The organism is Spirochaeta thermophila DSM 6192, assembly GCF_000147075.1.
GTDB classification, from domain to species: Bacteria; Spirochaetota; Spirochaetia; order Winmispirales; family Winmispiraceae; genus Winmispira; species Winmispira thermophila_A.
The window spans coordinates 2,033,765-2,055,106 of record NC_014484.1 but is presented as its reverse complement, the minus strand read 5'-3'; the positions used below and the strand labels follow the sequence as shown (position 1 = coordinate 2,055,106).

Here is a 21,342-nt window from a genome sequence, read left to right as displayed (position 1 = left end):
GTGAGAAAGATTCTCTACTACGATTGCAGTGTGGGTATCGCAGGGGATATGAACCTGGGGGCGCTCGTCGACCTGGGGGTTCCGGTGGAATACGTGAGGGAAGGACTCTCCCTGCTGGGACTCGGCGAGCCGCTCGAGTTCGACGTGTGGGAGGAGGAACGCGCCGGGATAAAGGGGAAACGGATCAAGGTGAGGGGCGTGGAGGAGTGGGTGGAGGAGGATGCCGAAGGGTCGCATCCTCATGAGGAGGATCATGGTCATGCGGGACATAGCCATGCCGAAGGGGCAGCCCATGGGCATGGGCACGCCCCCCATGTCCACCACGACGAAGGTCGCTCCCACCATGGGGAGGGATCTGCCCATCACCACCATCACGAGCACCGCACGTTCGGGGAGATCGCTGCGCTCATCGAACGGAGCGGCTTGTCCGAAGGGGTGAAGAGACGGTCGCTGGCCATATTCCGCACGATCGCCGAGGCCGAGGCGAAGGTCCACGGCAGCACCCCCGAGGAGGTGCACTTCCACGAGGTGGGGGCCAAGGATGCCCTGGTCGATGTGGTAGGGGCGGCCCTCGCGCTCGAGTACCTCGGTGTGGACGAGGTGTGGGCCTCGCCCGTGCAGCTCGGCGGGGGGTGGGTGAGGTGCGCCCATGGCGTCCTCCCCGTGCCCGCACCCGCCACGGCGGAGATCGTGAAGGGTATGCCGGTGCGTATGGGACTCGTGGAGAGGGAGCTCACCACCCCCACGGGGGCGGCCGTCCTGGCGGCGGTGGTGGACCGGTTCGTGGAGCGGCCCGCATTCGTGCCCCTGCGGGTGGGCTACGGGGTGGGAACCCGCAGGCTCTCCGTACCGAACGTGCTCAGGGTCTACCTGGGGGAGGCTTCCGAGGGGCTTGCCCGCACGGAGCAGGTGGTGGTCTCCTGTACGGTCGACGACATGCTCCCCGAGGATGTGAGCCGGGCGGTGGATGTCCTCCTCGAGGCCGGGGCCCGCGATGTGGTGGTGCGACCCGTGATCATGAAGCGGGGGCGTCCGGGCCATGAGGTTTCGGTCCTCGCCGATCAGGCCCTCGCCGAGAGGATGGTGCATCTCCTCCTCCGGCATACCACCACGTTCGGGTGCAGGCTCCACACCGTGGGCAAGGTGGAGCTCGAGCGTTCTTTCGAGGAGGTCCAGACCCCTTACGGCACGTTCAGATTGAAGCGGGCCTCGCTCGGGGGGGAACCTTCCTCGGTCAAGTGGGAGTACCGCGACCTGGAAGCGTCCTCCCGGCGGACCGGGATACCCATCCCCCGGCTCAGGGCCCTCCTGGGAAGGTACCTCGCAGACGCGTATGGACAGGAAGGGGATGGGCGTCTATGATTTTCGGGGTGAAATGCTCATGAATCAGGGGGCGGATATGGATCTTTCTCTTATCGAAAAAGAGGCAGATAGGCTCGTGGAGGTCCTCAAGGGATATGGCAGGATCGCGGTCGGTTTCTCTGGAGGGGTGGACAGCACCTTCCTCGCCGTGGTGGCGAGGGAGGTGCTCGGGAAAGATGCGGTGAGGGCCTATACCCTCCTTCCGCCCCATGTGGCACGCTGGGAGGCCGCGGAGGCGGCCGAGCTCGCGCAGCGGTTCGACCTGACACACCGCCTCATCGAGGTGCCGTTCGTCGAGGAGGTCCGGGAGAACCCTCCCGATCGGTGCTACCGGTGCAAGCGGATCCTTTTCGGGGCCATCAAGCGGATGGCGGAGGAGGACGGGTATCCGGTGGTGTGCGACGGCACCAATGCGAGCGACCCCGAGGAGGACAGGCCGGGGATGCGCGCCCTGAGGGAGCTGGGGGTGAGGAGCCCGCTGCGGGAGGCCGGTCTCACCAAGGAACGGATACGGGATCTCTCCCGCGCGTTCGGACTTCCCACCTGGGACAAGCCGCCGTACTCGTGCCTCATCACCCGGATTCCGCACGGTGTTCGTGTCGACGAGGCCCTCTTCAGGCGTATCGAGGAGGCCGAGCTCCTGTTCCTCAGGGCGGGTTTCCGGCAGGTGCGGGTGCGTCATCACGGGGAGCTGGCCCGGATCGAGCTCGGGGGTGACGACCTCGAGCGTTTCCTCTCCTCCGGGGACCGGGAGGGGATCGTGGCCCGGTGCAAGGAACTCGGGTACCGCTATGTGACCCTCGATCTGGAGGGCTACAGGACGGGGAGTATGTCCGTCAAGGAGGGTACCTGTGGATCGGCGTGAGCGGATGCGTCGTCTGCTGGCCGCCTACCGGGAGGGGCGGGTGCCCGAGGAGGAGGCGATCTCCCGGCTCGAGGAGCTCTCCTTCGTACGGCTCGGACACTCCACGCTCGACATGGCGAGGCCCGTGCGTACGGGTCGGGGCGAGGTCGTCTTCGCGGAGGGGAAGAAGACGGAGCACCTCCTGGAGATCGTGGAGGTCTTTCTCTCGCGGGGGGAGAACCTCCTCGTCTCGCGGGTGAGGGAGGACCAGCTGGGGCCTCTCCTCGAACGGTTCCCACGGCTCGTGTACCATGCCGAGGCGCGGTGCTGTACCCATGTGGCGAGTCCGCCTCCTTCCTGCCCCCACCGTGTGGGGGTGGTCACCGGCGGCACCTCGGATGTGCCGGTGGCCGAGGAGGCTGCGATCACCTGCGAGTTCTACGGGGTGGGGGTGGAGCGGGTCTACGATGTGGGGGTGGCGGGGATCAACCGACTCCTCGCCCGCCTCGAGGAGATGCGCTCCTTGCGTGCGCTGGTGGTGGTGGCCGGGATGGAGGGCGCCCTTCCCGGCGTGGTGGCCGGCCTCGTGGACAGGCCGGTGATCGGCGTGCCCACGAGCGTGGGCTACGGCGCCGCCCTCGAGGGGATGACGCCTCTCCTCGCCATGCTCACGAGCTGCGCCCCGGGGCTCGCGGTGGTGAACATCGACAACGGGTTCGGGGCGGGCTATCTCGCGAGCCTCATCGCGAGGCTCTGATCGTTCCGCATTCCTCCCCGAAAGTCCTATGTCTCGAAGATTCCGTCACTTGCACTATGCCTTGCATTTTCGACCGACTGCCCGTATTATACTACCAAAACCAGAGAGAGGCTGCATGGACCTTAAGGCGATCGCATTCGATCTGGACGGTACGCTCTATCCGCACTACATGATGTACCTCGCCTCCCTCGGGCTGGGGCTGAGGCATCCTCGCCTGGTGTGGCACTTCGGACGGGTACGGAGCGAGATCAGGAGGGTGCGGCCTATCGACGACTTCAGGGCCGTACAGGCGAGGATGCTCGCAGGCAGGATGGGCATCTCCGAGGAGGAGGCGCGTTCCCTCATCGAGGAGAAGATCTACACCCGATGGGAGCAATCGCTCAGACGTCTCAGGCCCTACCCTCATCTGAGAGAGGTGCTCTCGGCCCTGGCGGAGGATGGGTATCGTCTCGCGGTGCTCTCGGATTTTCCCGTATTGGCCAAGCTGGAGTTCCTCGGGCTCGACGGGTTCTGGGACGTGGCGATGTGCACCGAGGAGTCGGGATACCTCAAGCCGAATCCCGAGCCCTTCCTCCTCCTCGCCGAACGGTTGGGTTTCGTGCCGGAACAGATCCTCTACGTGGGCAACAGCTATGCCTATGATATAGTGGGCGGACATGCGGCGGGCCTCAGGACCGCCCACCTCGTACGCAGGCCTCCGAAGGGTTCGATCGCCGACGTGAGTTTCAGCACCTATCCCGAGCTCCTCGCGTGGGTGCGGGGTATGCGATCGTCCTGAAGGGGGTATGGGAGGGGATATGATTACCGTGATGGACATTGTCATCCTCGGCCTGGTGGCCGCGGCGCTCGTCGTCTTCCGTCAGCTCGACAGGAACAACCGGAGCCTCGAGAAGGTGAGGAGGTATGCGGACAGGGTGAAGGAGGATCTCGACGCCCTCGTCCAGGAGCGTACGGCGAGGCTCCGCGACATCACCATAGAAATCGACACCTATCAGAATACCCTCCGCGAGATGCTCTCCTACATGGAGGAGCGGCTCGGTCAGATCCGTGAGCGTGACAGGGAGGTGGGTGAGCTCGAGAAGCGGATCCAGGAATACGACAGGGTCCTCGCCGAGCTGGTGGATATGACGGCTCGGGCCGAGGAGAACCTCTCCCGGATCAGGAACGAATCGGAGTTCATCGATCGGGTGGGCAAGCGGGTCCGGGTGGTGGCCGCCCAGCTGGAGAAGGTGGAGAAGGCCCTGCCCGGGATGCTCAAGCGGTTCGCCCAGCTCAACGGTGAGCAGTTGTCCCAGGTGAAGGCCGAGGTGCAGTTGCAGGCGAGGAAGGAGGTGGAGGACCTCCACCGCGAGGTGGAGGCGGCTCGGGAGCGGCAGGAGGATCTCGCTGCGGCCGTGGAGCGCCAGGGCGAGAAACTGCGGACGCTGGGGGTCGAGGCCGAGGCCCTCCTCAAGGAGCGGTTCGGCGAGCTCAAGGCGGCCCTCGAGCAGGAGGGGGAGGGTGTGCTGGAGCGGATCCGAGGGCGTGTGGAGGAGCTCACCGGCCAGGTGGAGACGCTCCTCGAGGACCTCGAACGGCGTCTCGCCCGGGAGAGGGAAGGGGTGGATGGGCTCGTGGAGGGGCTGCGGGAGCGATGCAGGGCCGTGGCGGCCGAGCATGGGAAGGCCCTGGAGGATGCCGCGAAGCGTGCGGCCGCACTGGAGGATCAGGCCTTCGCCAGGGTGGTGGCGCTCGTGAAGAAGCGGGAGGAGGGGCTCCTCTCCTCCCTGGAGCGTTTCTCCGGCGAGGTGGCGGGTCGTGTGGAGGAGGTGCGGAGCGGGGTGGAGGAGCAGCTCTCCCGTGTGCGGGCCGATGTGGGGCTCTGGGAGGGGGAGGCGAGGAGCCTCCTGGAGGCGAAGGATGCCCAGATCAGGGAGTGGCTCGCGGGTCGTGAGGCGGCGCTCGGCGAGGCCCTCGCCGAGGTGCGTACGTCGTTGGAGCGCAAGACCTCCGAGCTGCTGACCGAGGTGGAGACGTGGGCGAACCGGGTGGACGAGGAGCTCCAGGAGGTGGAGCGGATGGTGCAGGGCAAGGCGGAGGAGGTGGAGGCCGGGGTGTTCCGGCTGGAGCAGGAGCTCGGGGAGCGGGTCGAGGAAGCGAGGGAGCGGGTGCGGGAGGAGGTGGAGGGGATCCTCCTCAGGGTGCACCAGGACGTGGAGGCCCAGACGGGGAGCCTGCGGGCCGATGCGGTGCAGCAGCTCGAGGACCTCAAGGAGGAACTGGATCAGGCGAGGGGAAGGGTGGAGGAGGTCTTCTCCGAACTCAAGGAGCAGGTGGACGGGTGGACCGCGAGGATGGAGGACTACACCTCCTCCCTCGAGGAGCGGATCTCGCGGCTCACTGCGCAGGCCGGCGAGTTCGAGGCCCGGCAGCGGGAGACGTTCGGGGCATTGGAGCGGGCCTTCCAGGATGAGGCGGCACGCCTCAGGGAGGAGCTGGGACGGGCGCAGGAGGTGCTCAGGGAGGAACAGGAGCGGGTCGTAGGGGTGTTGGAGGAGCGGTTCAGGGAGCTCAAGGGATTCGCGGCGGAGGAGGGGGAGTCGCTCAGGGACGAGGTGCGTGCGCTGTTGGAGAAGCGGAGGGTCGAGGCGAGGGATATGGTGGAACACGGTTTCGCGAAGATCCGTGCCGTGCTCCAGCAGCGTGAGCAGCAGGTGGAGAAGGAGCTGGAGCGGGTGCTGGATGAGGCGGCGTCCTGGGAGGAGCGGCTCTCCCTCCGCATGGAGGCCTTGGAGCAGGGGGTGGGGGAGCGTGTGGCTGCGATGGAGGGGCGTGTGGCGCGGCTCGAGGAGCTGCAGGACTCGAGGTTGGGTGGGCTCAGGACCGAGCTCGAGGCGAGGCTCGAGGAGGTCCGGGAGGGCCTTCTCGCCGATGTGGACGGGTTCGTCCAGGAGAGCAGGGACTGGCTCGAGCGGGTGAGGGGGGAGCTCGATGCGACGATGGGGGGGGTGAGGGAGCGGATGAAGGAGTACGAGGCAGGGCTTCGGGATGAAGTGGCGGCGTTGGAGGGGCGGGTCACGGAGTGGCAGGAGGGGGTGGTACGGCGTGTGGAAGGGGTGGATGAGCGGCTGAGGAACTTCGAGGAGGAGGGCCGTGGAAGGATGGCGCAGGTGCGCGAGGATCTCGAGCAGGCCCTCGTTCGGCTCGAGCAGGAGCTTTCGGGAGCGGCTTCGGCCGTGGAGGAGCGCGGACGGGAGATGGTGGGGACGGTGAGGAGCGAGGTGGAGCGTATGGTCCGGGAGTTCGGCCGGGAGGTGGAAGCCTTCCAGGAGCGTCTCCAGGGCCAGCTCGGACAGCTCGACGAACGGATCGCCCGCTGGGAGGCCGAGGTGCAGGAGCGGCTCCTCGGGGCGGAGGAGCGTGTGGAGGGCCAGCTGGGGGACTTCGAGGGTAGGGTGGTGGCCTTCGTGCGGACGCACGAGGAGCGCCTGGGTGAGGTGGAAGCGCGGCTCGAGGGGCGGGTGCGGCAGGTGGAGGAACAGGAGGCGGCCCTGGGGATGCGGGTGGGCGAGGTGGCGGACGAGGTGCGCAGGCTCCTCGCCTCGGCGGAGGAGCGGCTCGAGGCCGAGCTCGGCGCCTTGAGGGAGCGGATGCAGGGGCGGCAGGATGAGATGTGGAAGGCGGTGGAGCAGCGGGGGGTGCAGAGGGAGCAGGAGGTCCTCGCCGCCTTGGAGGCCCAGCTCGCCGAGTATGCGGGTGACCTGGAGTACCGGATGCGCAGGGTCGAGGGCGTGAGCGCCCAGATCCAGGATCTTGAGGATGCCCTTTCCAGGATGCTGGAGGCCACCAGGGAACGTATCCGCCAGGAACAGGAGCGCTTCTACCAGGGGCTCAAGGAGGCCGGCGAGAGGGACAGGGAGGCGGTGTTCGCACGGATGGAGGAGGTTCGCGCCGAACTCGGAACCCTCCAGCAGGAAGTGGAGGCCCTCAAACAGGAGGCGTACGACCGCATCTCTTCGAGGCTCACGGCCTTCGAGGAGGGGTTCTTCAAGGACCTCGAGGCCCGCGGCGAGGAGTTGGGAGCGAGGGTCGCTGCATGGGAGGAGGAGTTCGAGCGGAAGCTCGTGGAGGTGGGAGCTCGGCAGGAGGAGGAACGGGCCAGGCTAGAGGAGACCCATACCGGGCAGATGCGTGCCAGGCTCTCGGAACTCCAGACCAGGCTCTACTCCCAGCTGGAGCGCTTTCAAGACCAGGTGGGCCAGTTCGAACAGAGCCTGAGGGAGAGGCTCGACGCCCAGGAGGAGACCCTCAAGGGCTTTCAGGAGACGATCGCAGCGAGGATCGAGGAGCTGCGACGGCAGGCCGAGGCTTCGGTGGCCCAGGAGCTCGCCGCCCATGCGCAGAAGGTGGAGGAGCAGATCCTCTCCCACCGGGCCGACGTGGATCAGCGTCTCGACGAGGTGCGGGAACGTCTCAGGCAGCACGAGACCTCGGTGGAGGCCGTGCTCCAGGCCGCGAGGGAGGACTTGACCCGTTGGCAGTCGGATCTTGCGGCAAAGCTCTCCTCTGCGCGGGGCGACCTCTCCGGCCAGATCGATCTGCTCAGATCCCAGATGGGGGAGAGCCTACAGATCATCAGGGAGACCTTCGATGCGGAGCGCCAGCAGGTCCTCGATGCGGCCGAGGAGCGGAGGGAGGCCCTCGTCGCCCGCCTGGAGGAGGTGGAGGAGGGGATGGCCACCCTCTCCGGGCGCCTCGATCGGGTCACGGAGGAGGCATTCCAGGCCTTCGCGGAGCGCTACGGTGCCCTCCAGGATCGCTTCGAGCAGTATCGTGAGGGGGTGCTCCAGGAGGTGGAGGACAGGACACGGGAGTTCAAGCACTTCCTGGTGGATACCAGGAACCAGTTCACCACCCTCCAGCAGCGCCTGTTCGCCAAGCTCGAGGACGACGGTGCACGGTTGTCTGCCACGCTCACCGAGATAGAGCGTCGTCAGAAGGCCTTCATCGAACAGACGAGGATATTCGACCGGGCCGATCACCTCAAGGAGGTGCTCGAGCGCAACCTGGCCCTCCTCAAGGAGGAGATCTCCAGGGTGGAGGCGCACCTCAAGGAGACGAGGAGCATGGAGGGGCAGTTCCAGCAGGTGAAGAAGCTCGGGGAAGAGGTGTCGGGCAGGCTCGCGCGGTTCCTCTCCGAGCGGAGACGCATAGACAGCCTCGAGGACGACTTCAAACGGCTTCTCGGCCTCTCCCAGGCGGTGGATCTGAAGCTCCAGCAGATCACCGACAGCCACGACGAGATCCAGGCCATCCAGGCCCGACTCAGGGCCATCGAAGAGGCCCAGGGCCAGGTGGAGCGGGCCTTCGAGCGCCTCGAGAAGCGGAGACAGGTGCTCGAGGTGACCACCGAGGCCGTGGACCGCAACTTCCAGATGATCCAGAAGATAGAGGAAGAGCTGGAAGGCTACCGCGAGGTCTTGAACGCCCTCCCGGAGCGGGTGGAGGAGATCAGGATCCAGGTGGAACGGGTGGAGTCGGAGGAGGGGCAGATAAGGGAGGCCGTGGAGAAGCTCGGCACCCTGGATGCGCTGCTTGACGAGATGGAGGAACGGGCCGGGCGTCTCCAGAAGGCGAGGGAGTGGCTCGCCCGGACCGAGACCCGCCTCGAGGAGGTGGCGAAGAAGGCGGAGGAGCAGGTGAAGCTCCTGGGCACCCTGCTCGAGGGGGAGGAGAAACGGAGGAAGGATCGCGGCGCTCCCACGCTCTCGGAGCGGGAGACGGTCATCAAGCTCGCACGGCAGGGATGGAGCGTGGAGGAGATCGCGCGTGCCACCAGGCTCAGCAGAGGGGAGGTCGAACTCATCCTCGAGATCCCGAAGCAGTAGCGCCGTGCGAGGCGGGTTGACGGTGCTTTCCCTCTGTTAGTATTTTTCGGACTGACAACAAGTTTCATACTCTAAAAGTGCGGAGTCGGGGAATGACACGGGAGAAGAACGAGGAACTCCAGGACAAAGAGGAGCGCATGGATAACGAAGAGACACGACCGCAGGATGAGGCCTCGGGAGACGCCGGATCCTCCGCGCCTGGGACCGATGTCCAGGAAGGGGATGCGGCCCACCCCTCCTCGGAGGGAGGGGCAGGGCGCGAGCTCACCCCTGAGGAGGAACTTGCGAGGCTCAAGGAGCGCAGTGCCGCGCTCGAGGAGGAGAACGCCTTTCTCCGGGACGCGTACCTCAGGGCACGGGCCGACTTCGAGAACTACAAGAAACGCATGCAGCGGGAGACCGAGGAACGGGCGAAGTTCCTCACCCAGAAACTCCTCGAGGACCTCCTCCCCGTGCTCGACGACTTCGAGCGGGCGATAGAGGCGGCCGAGCAGACCGATGACGTGAAGACCCTTCACGAGGGTGTGGCCATGATCTCGGAGCGGCTCCATGCAGTTCTCGAGTCCCGATGGGGACTGGTGAAGTTCTCGGCAGCGGGACAGCCCTTCGATCCGAATCGTCACGAGGCCCTTCAGATGGAGGAGGGGGACTTCGAGGAACCCACTGTGATAGAGGAGTACGAAAAGGGCTACGCCCTTCATGGACGCATACTCCGGCCTGCGCGCGTGAAGGTGGGTATGCCTGCGCGCAATCGGTCCGAGGAGACCCAGGCCGTCTGTACTCAGGAACACACGCCGGATACAACTTCCGAAGGAAAAGGAGAGGAGTGACATGGGAAAGATCATAGGAATCGACCTTGGAACCACCAACTCGTGTGTCGCCGTGATGGAAGGGAACGAACCGGTGGTGATCGCCAATTCCGAGGGACAGCGGACCACGCCTTCCGTGGTGGCCTTCCTTCCCAATGGTGAGCGGCTGGTGGGGCAGCCAGCGAAGAACCAGATGATCACCAACCCGGAGAACACCATCTATTCCATCAAGCGGTTCATGGGCCGCCAGTACAGCGAGGTGGGCGAGGAGATCAGGATGGTGCCCTACAAGGTGACCCAGGATTCCCGCGGGGCCGTCCGGGTGGAAGTCCTCGGGAAGCAGTATTCCCCCGAGGAGATCTCCGCGGCCATCCTCCAGAAGATGAAGAAGACGGCCGAGGACTATCTCGGAGAACCCGTGACCGAGGCCGTGATCACCGTGCCGGCCTACTTCAACGATGCCCAGCGTCAGGCGACCAAGGACGCGGGGCGCATCGCGGGACTCGAGGTGAAGCGTATCCTCAACGAGCCCACGGCGGCGGCCCTCGCCTACGGGCTCGGCAAGGATCAGTCCAAGGAGCAGAAGATCGCGGTCTTCGACCTTGGGGGTGGGACGTTCGACATCTCCATCCTCGAGCTGGGGGACGGTGTGTTCGAGGTGAAGTCCACCAACGGTGACACCCACCTCGGGGGCGACGACTTCGACCAGCGGATCATCGAGTGGCTGGTGGAGAACTTCAAGAAGGACTACGGCATCGACCTCTCCCAGGACAGGATGGCCCTCCAGCGCCTCAAGGAGGCGGCGGAGAAGGCGAAGAAGGAGCTCTCCACCCTCCAGGAGACCGAGATCAACCTGCCGTTCATCACGGCCGATGCATCGGGGCCGAAGCACCTCAGGTATACCCTCACGAGGGCGAAGTTCGAGCAGCTCATCGAGGACCTCCTCGAGCGTACCAAGGGCCCGTGTCACAATGCCCTCAAGGATGCAGGCCTCAAGCCCGAGGATGTCGACGTGGTGATCCTCGTGGGTGGCTCCACGCGTGTCCCCGCGGTCCAGCGGATCGTGAAGGAGATCTTCGGCAAGGAACCGCACAAGGGGGTGAACCCCGATGAGGTGGTGGCCATGGGTGCTGCGATCCAGGCGGGTATCATCGCGGGAGACGTGAAGGATGTGCTCCTCCTCGATGTGATCCCCCTCTCGCTCGGTATCGAGACCCTGGGTGGGGTCTTCACCAAGATCATCGAGAGGAACACGACCATCCCCACCAGGAAGACGCAGATCTTCTCCACTGCCACGGACAATCAGACCGCGGTGACGATCCACGTGCTCCAGGGTGAACGCGAGATGGCATCCCAGAACAGGAGCCTCGCGCGGTTCGACCTCGTTGGTATTCCCCCTGCCCCGCGTGGGGTGCCTCAGATCGAGGTGACCTTCGACGTGGACGCCAACGGTATCCTCCATGTCTCGGCGAAGGATCTCGCCACCGGCAAGGAGCAGAAGATCCGCGTGGAGCCGACTTCCGGACTCAACGAGGCGGAGATCCAGCGCATGATCAGGGAGGCCGAGGCGAACGCAGAGGCCGACAGGAAGGCCCGTGAACGCGCGGAGGCCAGGAACGAGGCGGACAACCTCATCTACTACACTGAAAAGACCCTTCGGGAGCTGGGTGACAAAGTGGGCGCCGGCGACAGGGAACAGATAGAGAAGGCGATCGCGGATCTCAAGGCGGTGATGGATTCGGGTTCCACCGAGGAGATCAAGGCGAAGATCGAGGTGTTGCGCCAGGCGTCGTACAAGATCGCCGAGGAGGTCTACAAGCGGGCCCAGGCCGGCGGCGATGTCTCCGGTGGGGCCGGTGGGGCTCAGGGCGCTTCCGGGAAGGGCGATGTGGAAGATGCGGACTACGAGGTCGTGGACGACAACAAATAAGACGAAGACTGGGGTGATGCCTTGGCAAAACGCGACTACTACGAGGTCCTGGGGGTGCCCAGGAACGCGACGAAGGATGAGATAAAACGGGCCTACCGGAAGCTCGCCCTCAAGTATCACCCGGACAGGAATCCGGGGGACAAGGAGGCCGAGGAGAAGTTCAAGGAGATAAGCGAGGCCTACGAGGTCCTCTCGGACGACAGGAAGCGGGAGGCCTACGACAAGTTCGGTTTTGCCGGGCTGGAAGGGATGGCCGGAGGCCCGGGAGGCGGCGCCTCCGGCGATTTTTCCTCCGTGTTCCGTGATTTCGAAGACCTCTTCGGCGGATTCGGGGATTTCGGTGACATCTTCGACACCTTCTTCGGAGGGGGGCGACGCTCCTCCCGTGCCCGCGCCCGGAACGAAGGGGGGGCGGACCTGCGTTACGACCTGGAGGTGGACTTCCTCGATGCGGCCTTTGGGCGCAAGGTGGAGATCGCCTACACCCGGCACGCCGAGTGTTCGAGTTGCGGTGGCACGGGATCGGCGGACGGGAGGGGAAGGACGGTCTGCCCGGTCTGCGGTGGTGCGGGGCGTGTGCGGAGGAGTTCCGGCTTCTTCTCCATCACCACGGACTGTCCTCAGTGTGGTGGAGCCGGTTACGTGATAGAGCGTCCCTGCAGGGTGTGCGGGGGGACCGGCGTGGCGCAGAAGACCCAACGCCTCAAGGTCACCATCCCTCCGGGGGTGGAGGACGGTGAGCGTCTCCACATCCCACAGATGGGGGATGCCGGTCCGCACGGTGGGGGGCCGGGCGACTTGTACGTGGTGATCCACGTCCGGCCCCATCCCCACTTCAAGCGGCGCGGAGCCGATGTCTACTGTGCCGTCCCTGTGAGCATCACCAAGGCCATCCTGGGGGGAGATGTCCTCATCACCGGGCTGGAGGGGAAACAGATAAAGCTACGGATCCCGCCCGGGAGCCAGCACGGTCGTGTGCTCCGCATCAGGGGCGAGGGGCTTCCCCACCGTCACAATCCTTCCACCCGGGGGGATCTCTACGTGGAGCTCCACGTGAAGGTGCCTGAGCATCTCTCGGCTCAGGAGAGGGAGCTCCTCCGGCAACTCGACGCCCTGATGGGGGACACCGATTCGATGAATCCTCTCCCCGCCGACGAGATCATGGCGCTCAAGTGAGGATGCGGCACGTTTTCCTCAAGCGTGTTCCTCTCCCCTGACGATAACTACGCTAGGGAGCCAAAACGCGGACCAAGGAGTCTACAGTGAACCGTACGGGACTTGTGATCGCCCTGGTGGTCTTGTTGGGGGGGGCCTTCCCCCTCGTCGGGCAGGAGAGGATGAATCCGGTGGACGAGAACGATGACGGGGTGGAGGATCAGTGGCTCGAGCTGGGAGAGGAGGACACCTTTTGGTTCGTCTACGACACGAACTACGACGGTACCGTCGACTACCGGGCACAGATGGACGAGGAGGGGAGGAAGCTCTACGAGGAAATGGACTACAATCTCGATGGAAGGATGGACGACTTCTACTATTACGAGAAGGGTATCCTCATTCGGGAGGAGGTGGATACCAATTTCGACGATGTGATCGATCTGTGGGTCTTCCTCGAGGACGGAGTCTTCGTCCGGAGGTACGAGCAGGATACGGACTTCGACGGAGAGATCGATCTCGTGAAGGACTATGCCGCCGAGGAAGGGGAATGAGACATGCGCTCGGTGTACATCACGGGGAAGAGGGCCGTTGAGACCTATCTCGTGGACCCAGGGGTGAGGGAGCGGGTGGTCTGCCTCTATGTGACCGATCCGCACCATCACCGCCACTTCCTCTCGCTCGCACGGGAGGCCGGCATACGGAGCGAGGTCTGTTCCGCACAGGAGCTCTCCAGATACGTGGGATCCCACAGGGGGTTCGCGCTCGAAGTGCTCCGCACCTTCAAGGAGGCCACCCTCGATGATCTGTGCGAACGAGCGGAGGAGAACGCCCTCCTCGTGGCGCTCGATCACCTCCAGGACCCGCACAACGTGGGCGCCATCCTCCGTTCCGCGGATCAGTTCGGAGCTCTTGGCGTGATCCTCCCGGAACGGCGTGCGGTGAAGGACGCCGCGACCATCTCCAAGAGCTCGAGCGGGGCCGATGCCTTCGTGCCCGTGGTGGTGGAGACGAACCTCCGGCGGGCCCTCCTCCACGTGAAGGAGGCGGGGTTCTGGGTCTACGGTGCCGACATGGAAGGGCAGCCTGTACACGAGGTGGATCTCTCGGGCCGGGTCTGTCTGGTGCTCGGGGCCGAGGGCAAGGGGCTTTCCCGCCTCCTCCGGGAGGAAGTCGACCTGCTCGTCGCCATCCCTGCCCGCGGGCACGTGGACTCGTTCAACGTGTCGGTGGCGGCCGGCATCCTCATGTACGAGGTGCGCAGGCAGCAGGGGTGGTTCTAGCGGACCGATTCCCCGTCCGGGAGGAGTTCCGCCAGGATGGCGAGGTAGGCCTCCCGGGTCGAGGCCCTCACCAGACGTTCCCTCACCCGTGCGGCGCCGGGGAGGCCTTTCACGTACCAGCCCATGTGCTTCCTCATCTCCCTGCAGGCGATCCCTTCCCCCTTGTATGCGATGGCCCGCTCGAGATGCGCGCGCATCGTCTCCACCCGCTCCCGAAGGGAGATGGGCGCATACCCGCCCTTCTCCTGCAGATCGCGGATCTGGCGGAAGATCCACGGAGCGCCGAGGGCGCCGCGGGCGACGAGGACGGCGTCACAGCCCGTCTCCTCCACGACCGCCCTCGCGGCCTCGGGGGAGAGGATGTCGCCCGAAGCGATGATCGGGTGTGAGGGATGTCGCGCCTTGAGGTCTGCGATGTGTTCCCATCGGGCGGCTCCGGCATAGCCTTGGGCCCGGGTGCGGGGATGGAGGCAGACCGCTCCCGCCCCCGCCTCGAAGGCCGCCTGGGCCACCTCCCGGTAGGTGAGCGAGTGCTCGTCCCATCCCGAGCGGATCTTCACGGTCACCGGTACGGGCGAGGCCTGTCTCATGGCCTTCACCATGGCGTACACGCGTTCCGGGTCTCTCATGAGCGCCGCCCCTGCACCGGTCTTCACCACCTTGGGGACGGGACATCCACAGTTGAGGTCGAAGAGGGTGGGGGCGAGGGGACTGAGCACCTCCACGGCACGGGCGAGCATATCGGGACGTGAACTGAACAGCTGTATGCCCCAGAACCTCTCCTCCGGGCCTCTTTGGACGAGCGAAAAGGTCTTCCCCGTGTGGTAGACGATCCCTTCCGCCGAGACCATCTCCGTATAGGTCATGGATGCGCCGAAGGAGATGCAGACCTCCCGGAAGGGGAGGTCCGAGACACCTGCGAGCGGGGCGAGGAACAGGTTGCCTGGGATGAGACGGTCCCCTATCCGCAGAGGCTCCGTACGGGTATGTCCGTTCATGAGCGATCTATTGTGCTATCCGGAAGAAGGTGAGGGCGTTTTGACACGTGACCTCGGCGATCTCCTCGGCGCTCTCCTCCCTGATCTCGGCGAGAAACTTCACGGTCTCCGCCAGGTATGAGGGACGGTTGCGCTTCCCCCGATAGACCGACGGGACCATGAAGGGACTCTCGGTCTCCACCAGCATGCGATCGAGGGGGATCTTGCGCGCGACTTCCTGGAGATCGCGGGCGTTCCTGTAGGTCACGTTTCCCGCGAAGGAGATGTAGAGATTGAGCTCGAGGGCCTTCCGGGCGAAGTCCCAGTTCTCGGAGAAGCAGTGCAGAATGCCGCCGCGGGGGGGGAGCTTTTCCCGCAGTATCTCGAGCACGTCCTTGCCGGCCTCACGGTTGTGAATGATCACGGGGAGGTCGAACTTCTCGGCCAGTTCAAGCTGCCTGATGAAGAGTTCGATCTGGGAGTCCCGATCGCCGAATTTTCGGTAATAATCCAGGCCTGTTTCGCCGATAGCTACAACACGGGGGAGGCGTACGCTCTCCTCGATCTTGAGTTCCCAGTCTCTCCCCGGACTGGTGACCTCTGAAGGCGCGACCCCCACGGCGTGGTACACATGAGAGACCGACTTGAGGTTTTCATAGACGGTGGAGAAATCACGCAGGCTGTTGCAGATGCTCACGATGCCCACCACCCCCGCCTGCTTCGCCTCCTGGACGACGATGAGCTGCTCGATGGGGTCTTCGTGGATCAATCCTATATGTGCATGCGAGTCGAACAATCGCATATGTCTCCTGCTTTGTATGGTGATGTCGGGAACTTGTCACTACCATACCATGATCTCCCCCTCCCGTCAATCGATTATTTCCGTTTGACAAACTCTTTCCCTTCATGCTACTCTTTGATCAAGAGATGTGAAAAAGGGGTGCCTCCGTGTCAGTGACACGTAATTATAAACGTCTGGAAGAGGCGGCGAGCAGGAAGGCCTTCTGGCGCATCAAACGGTTGGGGCAGGCGATAGGTGGGATCCTCGGCAGGCTCGGGGGCATTGCAAAAAAGAAGTACACCATCATGCTCATCCCCCACTTCGAAGACAAGGTGATCAATATCCAGGTGTCCCTCTTCCTCCTCCTCTTTCTGGGGGTCCTCCTCGTGGGGGTGGTAGCGGGCTTCGTGTGGACCGGCTCAAGGGTCACGGGCATCACGGCCCTCCTCGAACAGAAGGAGGCCTCGCTCTCCTCCGTGGAGGCGAACCTGGACAAGGTGAAGGGTGAGCTCTCGGAACTGCGGGAGGTGGCGGCCCTTTTCAAGCAGTCCCTCGCCCAGACCGCCTCGCTTCTGGGGGAGACGGGGGACGATCCCGGCGAGGATCTCCAGGAAGAGGGTGATCTCGCGGGGATCTCTCACGAGCTCTCCCTCAGTGCAGGGGACATCAAGGAACTCGCGGAGATCAGGGAGCTGAAGGTTTCCCTCCAGCAGGCGGTCGATTCGCTTTCACAGGTGCAGAACGTGTTGAATGCCCAGAAGGAACTGTTGGTGAACATCCCGAGCATATGGCCCGTCCAGGGCGGCAGGGGTATCATCACCCAGTACTTCGGTCCCTCGATCCATCCCTTCTACAAGTACTGGTACCTTCACAAGGGGGTGGATATCGCCTATCCCTATGCGGTGCCCATCTTGGCCACCGCGAACGGCAAGGTGGTGGAGGCGAAGTCGGATCCCCTGGGCTGGGGGAACTACGTGGTCATCCGCCATCGCTATGGATTCTATACCCGGTACGCCCATCTCCAGTACTATCTGGTGAAGAAGGGTCAGGAGGTCCATCAGGGCCAGGTGATCGGGATGATGGGGTCCACCGGCCTCTCCACGGGTCGGCACCTCCACTACGAGGTGATGATCGGTTCCGAGGTGATCGATCCTCTCAAGTTCTTGAATATCTCTCACCAGCATGTGGTGGTAGAGGATTGATGAGCGAGACACACGTCAATTCCATCATCGGTGCAGGTACACTCCTGGAGGGCACCATAAAGGGTGCCCACTTCCTCCGTGTCGACGGGGATGTGATAGGGACCATCGAGGTGAGTGGAGAGGTGGTCATCGGAAAGAACGCCCGGTGTGAGGGAGTGCTCAGGGCGGGGAAGGTGACGGTCGGTGGGGTCTTCAGGGGCGAGATGGAGGTGAGGAAAGGTGTGCATCTCCTCTCCTCCGGAGTGGTGATGGGAACCGTGCGGGCGCCAGCCCTCAGGATCGACGAGGGTGCGGTCTTCCATGCCCGGTGTGCGGTCCGTCCGGAGGCAGCCCAGGACGGGGACACGCCGGTCATCCATCCTTCCAGGGCGGCGGGCTGATGGAACCGGTGGAGCCCGGAGCCGGCTACTTCTTCGCCTCGCTCCATCCCGAAGCAGGTGCGCCTCCCCGTGGGAGGAAACCCCGGAGAGGGAAGCGTGTTTCCTTCCGCTCCCTGTTCTCAAGGGAGACGGCGCAGGAGGTGGAGAGGCCCCTCGGAGCGGATGAGGGTGGGGGGGCGATAGAGAGCCTCGAAGCCCTCGTCGATGGGGTGCACGAAGCCGGCGAGCGCCTCAAGGAACATCCTACGCTCTCCCAGGCGCGGGCCTACAGGGAGGCGGTGAAACGCCTCCTCTCCTACGCCGTGAAGCGCATGCTCACGCTCGAAGAGCACACTTCAGGATCCCACCTCGTCCGGAGGAAGAAGTACGCCCTGGTGAGGGTGATCGACGAGAAGCTGGAACGTCTGGTCTCGGGGATCCTCTTGCAACAGGTGGATCAGCTCTCCCTTCTCGCACGGGTGGAGGAGATCCAGGGCCTCCTCGTTGATTTATTTTCCTGAAACGAGTAGAGTCGTTGGATATGAACGAACGGCAGAGCCCCTGTGCCTCCTGCGGGGGGTGTGAACCTCGCACTGAGGGGAGCCCCGCTGCGTGGGTGGTGAAGGTTGTCCATACGAGCGAGACCGAGATCTGCAGAGAGCCACACGGGTGGACCCCGCTCCCCGGAGATCATGTGATCGTAGAGAGCAAGTACGGGAAGGATCTGGGGAAGGTGCTCGGACCGGTGCGGGACATCTCCCGATTCCTCCAGGGGAGGAAGCCCGAAGAGGTGCTCCGGCGCATCCACCGCAAGGCCACGGCCGAGGATATCGAGCGGTATGAACACCTCAAGGTGGAAGAGGACCGGGCCTTCCGGATCTGCATCCAGAAGATCGAGGAGCACCGTCTCGACATGAAGCTGGTCTCGGTGCACTATCTCACGGACGAGCCGAAGATCCTCTTCTTCTTCACCGCTGAGGGGAGGGTCGATTTCCGGGCCCTTGTCCGGGATCTCGTGGCGGTCTTCAAGAAACGGATAGAGCTCCGTCAGATCGGCGTCCGGGATGAGACCCGTCTCCTGGGCGGGGTGGGGATCTGCGGCCGTGGACTCTGTTGCCATGCCGTCACCGATCACCTCGTCCCGGTTTCCATCAGGATGGCCAAGGCGCAGAACCTCTCCCTCAACTCGATGAAGATTTCGGGACCCTGTGGAAGGCTCCTCTGCTGTCTCGCCTACGAGGCCGAGACCTACGAGGTCGAGAGGGCCCACTTCCCGCCGGAGAATACGCGTCTCCGCTACGCAGACGCCCAGTACAAGGTGCTGGAGGTGAACGTCCTCACCCGGAAGGTGATCCTCGCAGGGCCCGAAGGGCAGCGGCTCGTGCTCCCAGGGGATGCCTTCGTCTGGGACGAGGACGGGAAGACGTGGACCTTCAGGGAGGGAGCCCTCTCGTCGCTCGATTGACACATCGAGCGTGCGTGTGCTAGTATTCCTTCCACCGTAAAGGATTTCGGAGGAGAAAGATGGGGAAGATAAGCAAGAACGCGAAAGTGGGCCGTGGTGCGCAGAAGTTCTTCTGTCCGTGCGGCGGCGAGGTGAAGATGAAGGCCGTGTTCCAGAACGGCAAGATGAAACTCCAGGCCGTCTGCGAGAAATGCAAGCGGACCGAGCGGAGGCCGAAGGATTTCGTGTGAATCTGTTTTAAAATATTGACCTGTCGATACTTGTGTGTTATCTTAAGTACTAAGAGTCGGGAGGAGTGTTTTGGCTACCAAGAGTGCATTGAAGCGGCACAGGCAGAGTGTGAAGCGCTATCTGCGGAACAAGGCTGCGAAGAGCCGCATACGGACCGAGGTGAAGAAGTTCCTGGCTGCGGTGAGCGAGGGCGACAAGGAGAAGGCCGAGGCCCAGCTGCGTGTGGCGGTGAAGTATCTCGACACCTATGCGAGGAAAGGCATCATCCACCCGAACACGGCGGCCCGGAAGAAGTCCCGCCTCTACAAGAAGTTGAATGCCATGAGTGCGGGATAACATCCCTCAGGGGGGAGCCCCCTGGCAAAAGGAGTGCCTGTGGCAAGGAAGACGGAAAAACTGACCAAGGCCCAGATCGTTGAGAATATTTCGCAGCACTGTGACCTGAGCAAGAAGGATATCCAGTTCGTCATCGATTCCTTTTTTTCCGAGGTGAAGCGGGCACTTGTGGAAGGAAAGACCGTGGAACTGCGGGGGTTCGGGACCTTCGAGATCCGCGTGAGGAAGGGCAGGGATCGTGCCCGCAATCCCAAGACGGGTGAGATCGTGAAGGTCGAGGATCATGGGGTGGCGGTCTTCCGTCCGGGCAAAGAACTGAAAGATTCCGTGTGGAACGTGAGGATGTGAGAGACCTTTCCCGGGAGAGGGCACTGGTGAGCAACCGGATGCGGGTCTGGTGTGAGGGACGGACGGGAGGCGGGAGGTTCTGTCTCCTGGTGGTGAGCAGCGTTCTTTTCGCCCTCTCTTTTCCCAATCATGTCGTGCTCGCAGGGATTCCCCTTCTCGCCTACGTCGCACTGGTTCCGGTGTTCCCGGTGGTGCGGTACGGCCGTTGGATCGAGATGCCGTTCTACGGCATCTTCTACGGCTTCCTTTCGTACGCCCTCTTCAACTATTGGCTCGCTCCGTTCCATCCGTTGGCGATCATCATCGTGCCGGTGATCTATGCCACCTATTTCCTGATGGTCTTCCCCCTGCTCAAACTCGCCGACGTCCTGTTTCCCAGGCGGGGGTATCTGGTGCAGACCCTCGTCTGGATCGCGTACGAGTACCTCAAGACCACCGGCTTCCTGGGCTACGCCTACGGGATCATGGGGTATTCCCAGTACGCCTTCCTCCCTCTCATCCAGATCGCGGACGTGACCGGGGTCTGGGGTGTCTCTCTCCTCGTGGTCTTCCCTTCGGCCTTCCTTGGATGGGGCCTGATGCATGGGGTGCACCGTCTGAGGGAGTGGTGCGCCAAGGAGCGATGGGTCATAGCCGGATACGGCCTCCTTCTCCTCGTTGTCCTCGCCTACGGCCTCTTCGCGCCGGTGGACTACTCGACGGCTCCGAGGTGGAAGGTTGCACTCGTCCAGCACGACAAGGATCCGTGGAAGGGCGGGCTCGCGGCCTACCGTGACGGGCTCGAGCGCCTCATGCGGTTGAGCGACGAGGCTCTCGAGGAGGATCCCGGGATCGAGGCCGTGGTGTGGTCCGAGACCGCCTTCGTGCCCAGCATCTACTGGCACCTCCACGTGGGAAGGGATCCCGAGTCCACTGCGCTGGTCGACCGCCTCCTCACCTACCTCGACTCACGGGATACGGTGTTCGTGTTCGGGAACGACGACGGCCGGCCGGTGAAGGATGCGCAGGGCAGGATCTCTCGCGTGGACTACAATGCGGTCTACGTGTGGAAGGACGGCGAGCTCCTCGGGCCGTACCGCAAGATCCATCTCGTGCCCTTCACCGAACACTTCCCCTATGAGAGACAGTTCCCTGCGATCTACCAGTGGCTCAAGAACGCCGACACCCACTTCTGGGAGAAGGGCTCCGATTACACGGTGTTCGACCTGGGCAAGGTGAGGATTTCCACCCTCGTGTGCTTCGAGGACACCTTCGGGTATCTTTCCCGGGAGTTCGTCCGGCGGGGGGCGGAGGTGCTCGTGAACCTCACCAACGACAGCTGGTCCGGGCTCCCGAGCAATGCGATGCAACACATGACGATCTCGGTCTTCAGGGCGGTGGAGAACAGGCGGTCCCTCGTGCGTAGTACGAACGGAGGGATCACCACCGCCGTCTCCCCCAACGGCGAGATCCTCGCCACCCTCCCCCCGTTCGTGCAGGACTACCTCGTCTGTGAGGTGCCTGTCTTCACCGGACGCACGACCCTCTATACCCGTTGGGGCGACTGGTTCGCCTGGTTCGTCCTCGCTCTCGCCTCCCTCCTCCTCGCAGGGGGGCTCGTCCTGCACCTCAGGACACGCCTCCTCCGTTCGCGTTGAGG

20 protein-coding genes are annotated in these 21,342 nt (G+C 63.9%); 18 read left to right on the top strand and 2 right to left on the bottom strand.

The window, feature by feature from the left end; genetic code table 11:
- From larC to rlmB, 10 genes are all read left to right on the top strand, one after another.
- On the top strand, window positions 1-1,362 hold the full coding sequence (gene larC / locus STHERM_RS09355) for a nickel pincer cofactor biosynthesis protein LarC (RefSeq protein ID WP_041623546.1): 1,362 nt from the start codon (window positions 1-3) through the stop codon (window positions 1,360-1,362).
- A gap of 37 nt (window positions 1,363-1,399) precedes the next feature.
- On the top strand, window positions 1,400-2,227 hold the full coding sequence (larE, locus tag STHERM_RS09350) for an ATP-dependent sacrificial sulfur transferase LarE (protein ID WP_237223265.1): 828 nt from the start codon (window positions 1,400-1,402) through the stop codon (window positions 2,225-2,227).
- Complete coding sequence (gene larB / locus STHERM_RS09345) at window positions 2,214-2,963, top strand: nickel pincer cofactor biosynthesis protein LarB (RefSeq protein WP_041623543.1); 750 nt, start codon at window positions 2,214-2,216, stop codon at window positions 2,961-2,963. The genes larE and larB overlap by 14 nt, the downstream gene beginning before the upstream one ends.
- 115 nt (window positions 2,964-3,078) lie before the next feature.
- Window positions 3,079-3,741: an HAD family hydrolase gene (locus STHERM_RS09340; RefSeq protein WP_013314646.1), complete on the top strand. Its 663-nt coding sequence runs from the start codon at window positions 3,079-3,081 to the stop codon at window positions 3,739-3,741.
- A 19-nt stretch (window positions 3,742-3,760) separates the two neighbouring features.
- Complete coding sequence (locus tag STHERM_RS09335; protein ID WP_013314645.1) at window positions 3,761-8,830, top strand: SpiroCoCo family coiled-coil protein; 5,070 nt, start codon at window positions 3,761-3,763, stop codon at window positions 8,828-8,830.
- 92 nt (window positions 8,831-8,922) lie between these two features.
- Window positions 8,923-9,660 (top strand): nucleotide exchange factor GrpE, encoded by a 738-nt coding sequence (gene grpE, locus STHERM_RS09330; protein WP_013314644.1) that lies wholly within the window; start codon window positions 8,923-8,925, stop codon window positions 9,658-9,660.
- A 1-nt stretch (window position 9,661) separates the two neighbouring features.
- A complete protein-coding gene (gene dnaK, locus STHERM_RS09325) occupies window positions 9,662-11,569 on the top strand; it encodes a molecular chaperone DnaK (protein WP_013314643.1) in 1,908 nt (635 codons plus the stop codon).
- 21 nt (window positions 11,570-11,590) lie between these two features.
- Window positions 11,591-12,745 (top strand): molecular chaperone DnaJ, encoded by a 1,155-nt coding sequence (gene dnaJ, locus STHERM_RS09320; protein ID WP_013314642.1) that lies wholly within the window; start codon window positions 11,591-11,593, stop codon window positions 12,743-12,745.
- Between the two features lie 86 nt (window positions 12,746-12,831).
- On the top strand, window positions 12,832-13,275 hold the full coding sequence (locus STHERM_RS09315) for a hypothetical protein (RefSeq protein WP_013314641.1): 444 nt from the start codon (window positions 12,832-12,834) through the stop codon (window positions 13,273-13,275).
- Between the two features lie 3 nt (window positions 13,276-13,278).
- A complete protein-coding gene (gene rlmB, locus STHERM_RS09310; RefSeq protein WP_013314640.1) occupies window positions 13,279-14,004 on the top strand; it encodes a 23S rRNA (guanosine(2251)-2'-O)-methyltransferase RlmB in 726 nt (241 codons plus the stop codon).
- Here rlmB and dusB read toward each other — a convergent pair.
- The gene (gene dusB / locus STHERM_RS09305; RefSeq protein WP_013314639.1) at window positions 14,001-15,002 is read right to left on the bottom strand and encodes a tRNA dihydrouridine synthase DusB; all 1,002 of its coding nucleotides are present in this window, start codon (window positions 15,000-15,002) and stop codon (window positions 14,001-14,003) included. The two genes, rlmB and dusB, sit on opposite strands and share 4 nt — an antisense overlap.
- Window positions 15,003-15,009: 7 nt before the next feature.
- Window positions 15,010-15,783 carry a TatD family hydrolase gene (locus tag STHERM_RS09300; protein ID WP_013314638.1) on the bottom strand — a complete coding sequence of 258 codons (774 nt, stop codon included), beginning with the start codon at window positions 15,781-15,783 and terminating at the stop codon, window positions 15,010-15,012.
- Window positions 15,784-15,929: 146 nt separating this feature from the next.
- On the opposite strand from STHERM_RS09300, the gene STHERM_RS09295 reads away from it, so the two are divergent.
- From STHERM_RS09295 to lnt, 8 genes are all read left to right on the top strand, one after another.
- Entirely contained in the window at window positions 15,930-16,964 is a 1,035-nt protein-coding gene (locus STHERM_RS09295) for a M23 family metallopeptidase (protein ID WP_013314637.1), read from the top strand.
- Window positions 16,964-17,344 carry a bactofilin family protein gene (locus STHERM_RS09290; RefSeq protein WP_013314636.1) on the top strand — a complete coding sequence of 127 codons (381 nt, stop codon included), beginning with the start codon at window positions 16,964-16,966 and terminating at the stop codon, window positions 17,342-17,344. The genes STHERM_RS09295 and STHERM_RS09290 overlap by 1 nt, the downstream gene beginning before the upstream one ends.
- Window positions 17,344-17,844, top strand: coding sequence for a YaaR family protein (locus tag STHERM_RS09285; RefSeq protein WP_013314635.1), 501 nt, complete (start codon window positions 17,344-17,346; stop codon window positions 17,842-17,844). Before STHERM_RS09290 ends, STHERM_RS09285 begins: the two co-directional genes overlap by 1 nt.
- A gap of 20 nt (window positions 17,845-17,864) precedes the next feature.
- Entirely contained in the window at window positions 17,865-18,788 is a 924-nt protein-coding gene (locus STHERM_RS09280; protein WP_013314634.1) for a PSP1 domain-containing protein, read from the top strand.
- A 59-nt stretch (window positions 18,789-18,847) separates the two neighbouring features.
- Complete coding sequence (locus STHERM_RS12005; RefSeq protein ID WP_013314633.1) at window positions 18,848-19,018, top strand: hypothetical protein; 171 nt, start codon at window positions 18,848-18,850, stop codon at window positions 19,016-19,018.
- 70 nt (window positions 19,019-19,088) lie between these two features.
- Window positions 19,089-19,355 (top strand): 30S ribosomal protein S20, encoded by a 267-nt coding sequence (gene rpsT / locus STHERM_RS09275; RefSeq protein ID WP_013314632.1) that lies wholly within the window; start codon window positions 19,089-19,091, stop codon window positions 19,353-19,355.
- Window positions 19,356-19,394: 39 nt separating this feature from the next.
- Entirely contained in the window at window positions 19,395-19,703 is a 309-nt protein-coding gene (locus STHERM_RS09270) for an HU family DNA-binding protein (RefSeq protein WP_013314631.1), read from the top strand.
- A gap of 38 nt (window positions 19,704-19,741) precedes the next feature.
- A complete protein-coding gene (lnt, locus tag STHERM_RS09265) occupies window positions 19,742-21,340 on the top strand; it encodes an apolipoprotein N-acyltransferase (RefSeq protein ID WP_013314630.1) in 1,599 nt (532 codons plus the stop codon).
- The last annotated feature ends 2 nt before the right edge of the window (window positions 21,341-21,342 follow it).

Bases quoted from the DNA above. Each gene is read 5' to 3' on its own strand.
- STHERM_RS12005 (WP_013314633.1), top strand. From the start codon at position 18,848: ATGGGGAAGATAAGCAAGAACGCGAAAGTGGGCCGTGGTGCGCAGAAG.
- STHERM_RS09285 (WP_013314635.1), top strand. From the start codon at position 17,344: ATGGAACCGGTGGAGCCCGGAGCCGGCTACTTCTTCGCCTCGCTCCAT.
- STHERM_RS09300 (WP_013314638.1), bottom strand. From the start codon at position 15,783: ATGCGATTGTTCGACTCGCATGCACATATAGGATTGATCCACGAAGAC.
- larE (WP_237223265.1), top strand. From the start codon at position 1,400: ATGGATCTTTCTCTTATCGAAAAAGAGGCAGATAGGCTCGTGGAGGTC.
- lnt (WP_013314630.1), top strand. From the start codon at position 19,742: ATGCGGGTCTGGTGTGAGGGACGGACGGGAGGCGGGAGGTTCTGTCTC.
- grpE (WP_013314644.1), top strand. From the start codon at position 8,923: ATGACACGGGAGAAGAACGAGGAACTCCAGGACAAAGAGGAGCGCATG.
- STHERM_RS09335 (WP_013314645.1), top strand. From the start codon at position 3,761: ATGATTACCGTGATGGACATTGTCATCCTCGGCCTGGTGGCCGCGGCG.
- dnaK (WP_013314643.1), top strand. From the start codon at position 9,662: ATGGGAAAGATCATAGGAATCGACCTTGGAACCACCAACTCGTGTGTC.
- STHERM_RS09290 (WP_013314636.1), top strand. From the start codon at position 16,964: ATGAGCGAGACACACGTCAATTCCATCATCGGTGCAGGTACACTCCTG.
- rlmB (WP_013314640.1), top strand. From the start codon at position 13,279: ATGCGCTCGGTGTACATCACGGGGAAGAGGGCCGTTGAGACCTATCTC.
- dusB (WP_013314639.1), bottom strand. From the start codon at position 15,002: ATGAACGGACATACCCGTACGGAGCCTCTGCGGATAGGGGACCGTCTC.
- STHERM_RS09340 (WP_013314646.1), top strand. From the start codon at position 3,079: ATGGACCTTAAGGCGATCGCATTCGATCTGGACGGTACGCTCTATCCG.
- STHERM_RS09280 (WP_013314634.1), top strand. From the start codon at position 17,865: ATGAACGAACGGCAGAGCCCCTGTGCCTCCTGCGGGGGGTGTGAACCT.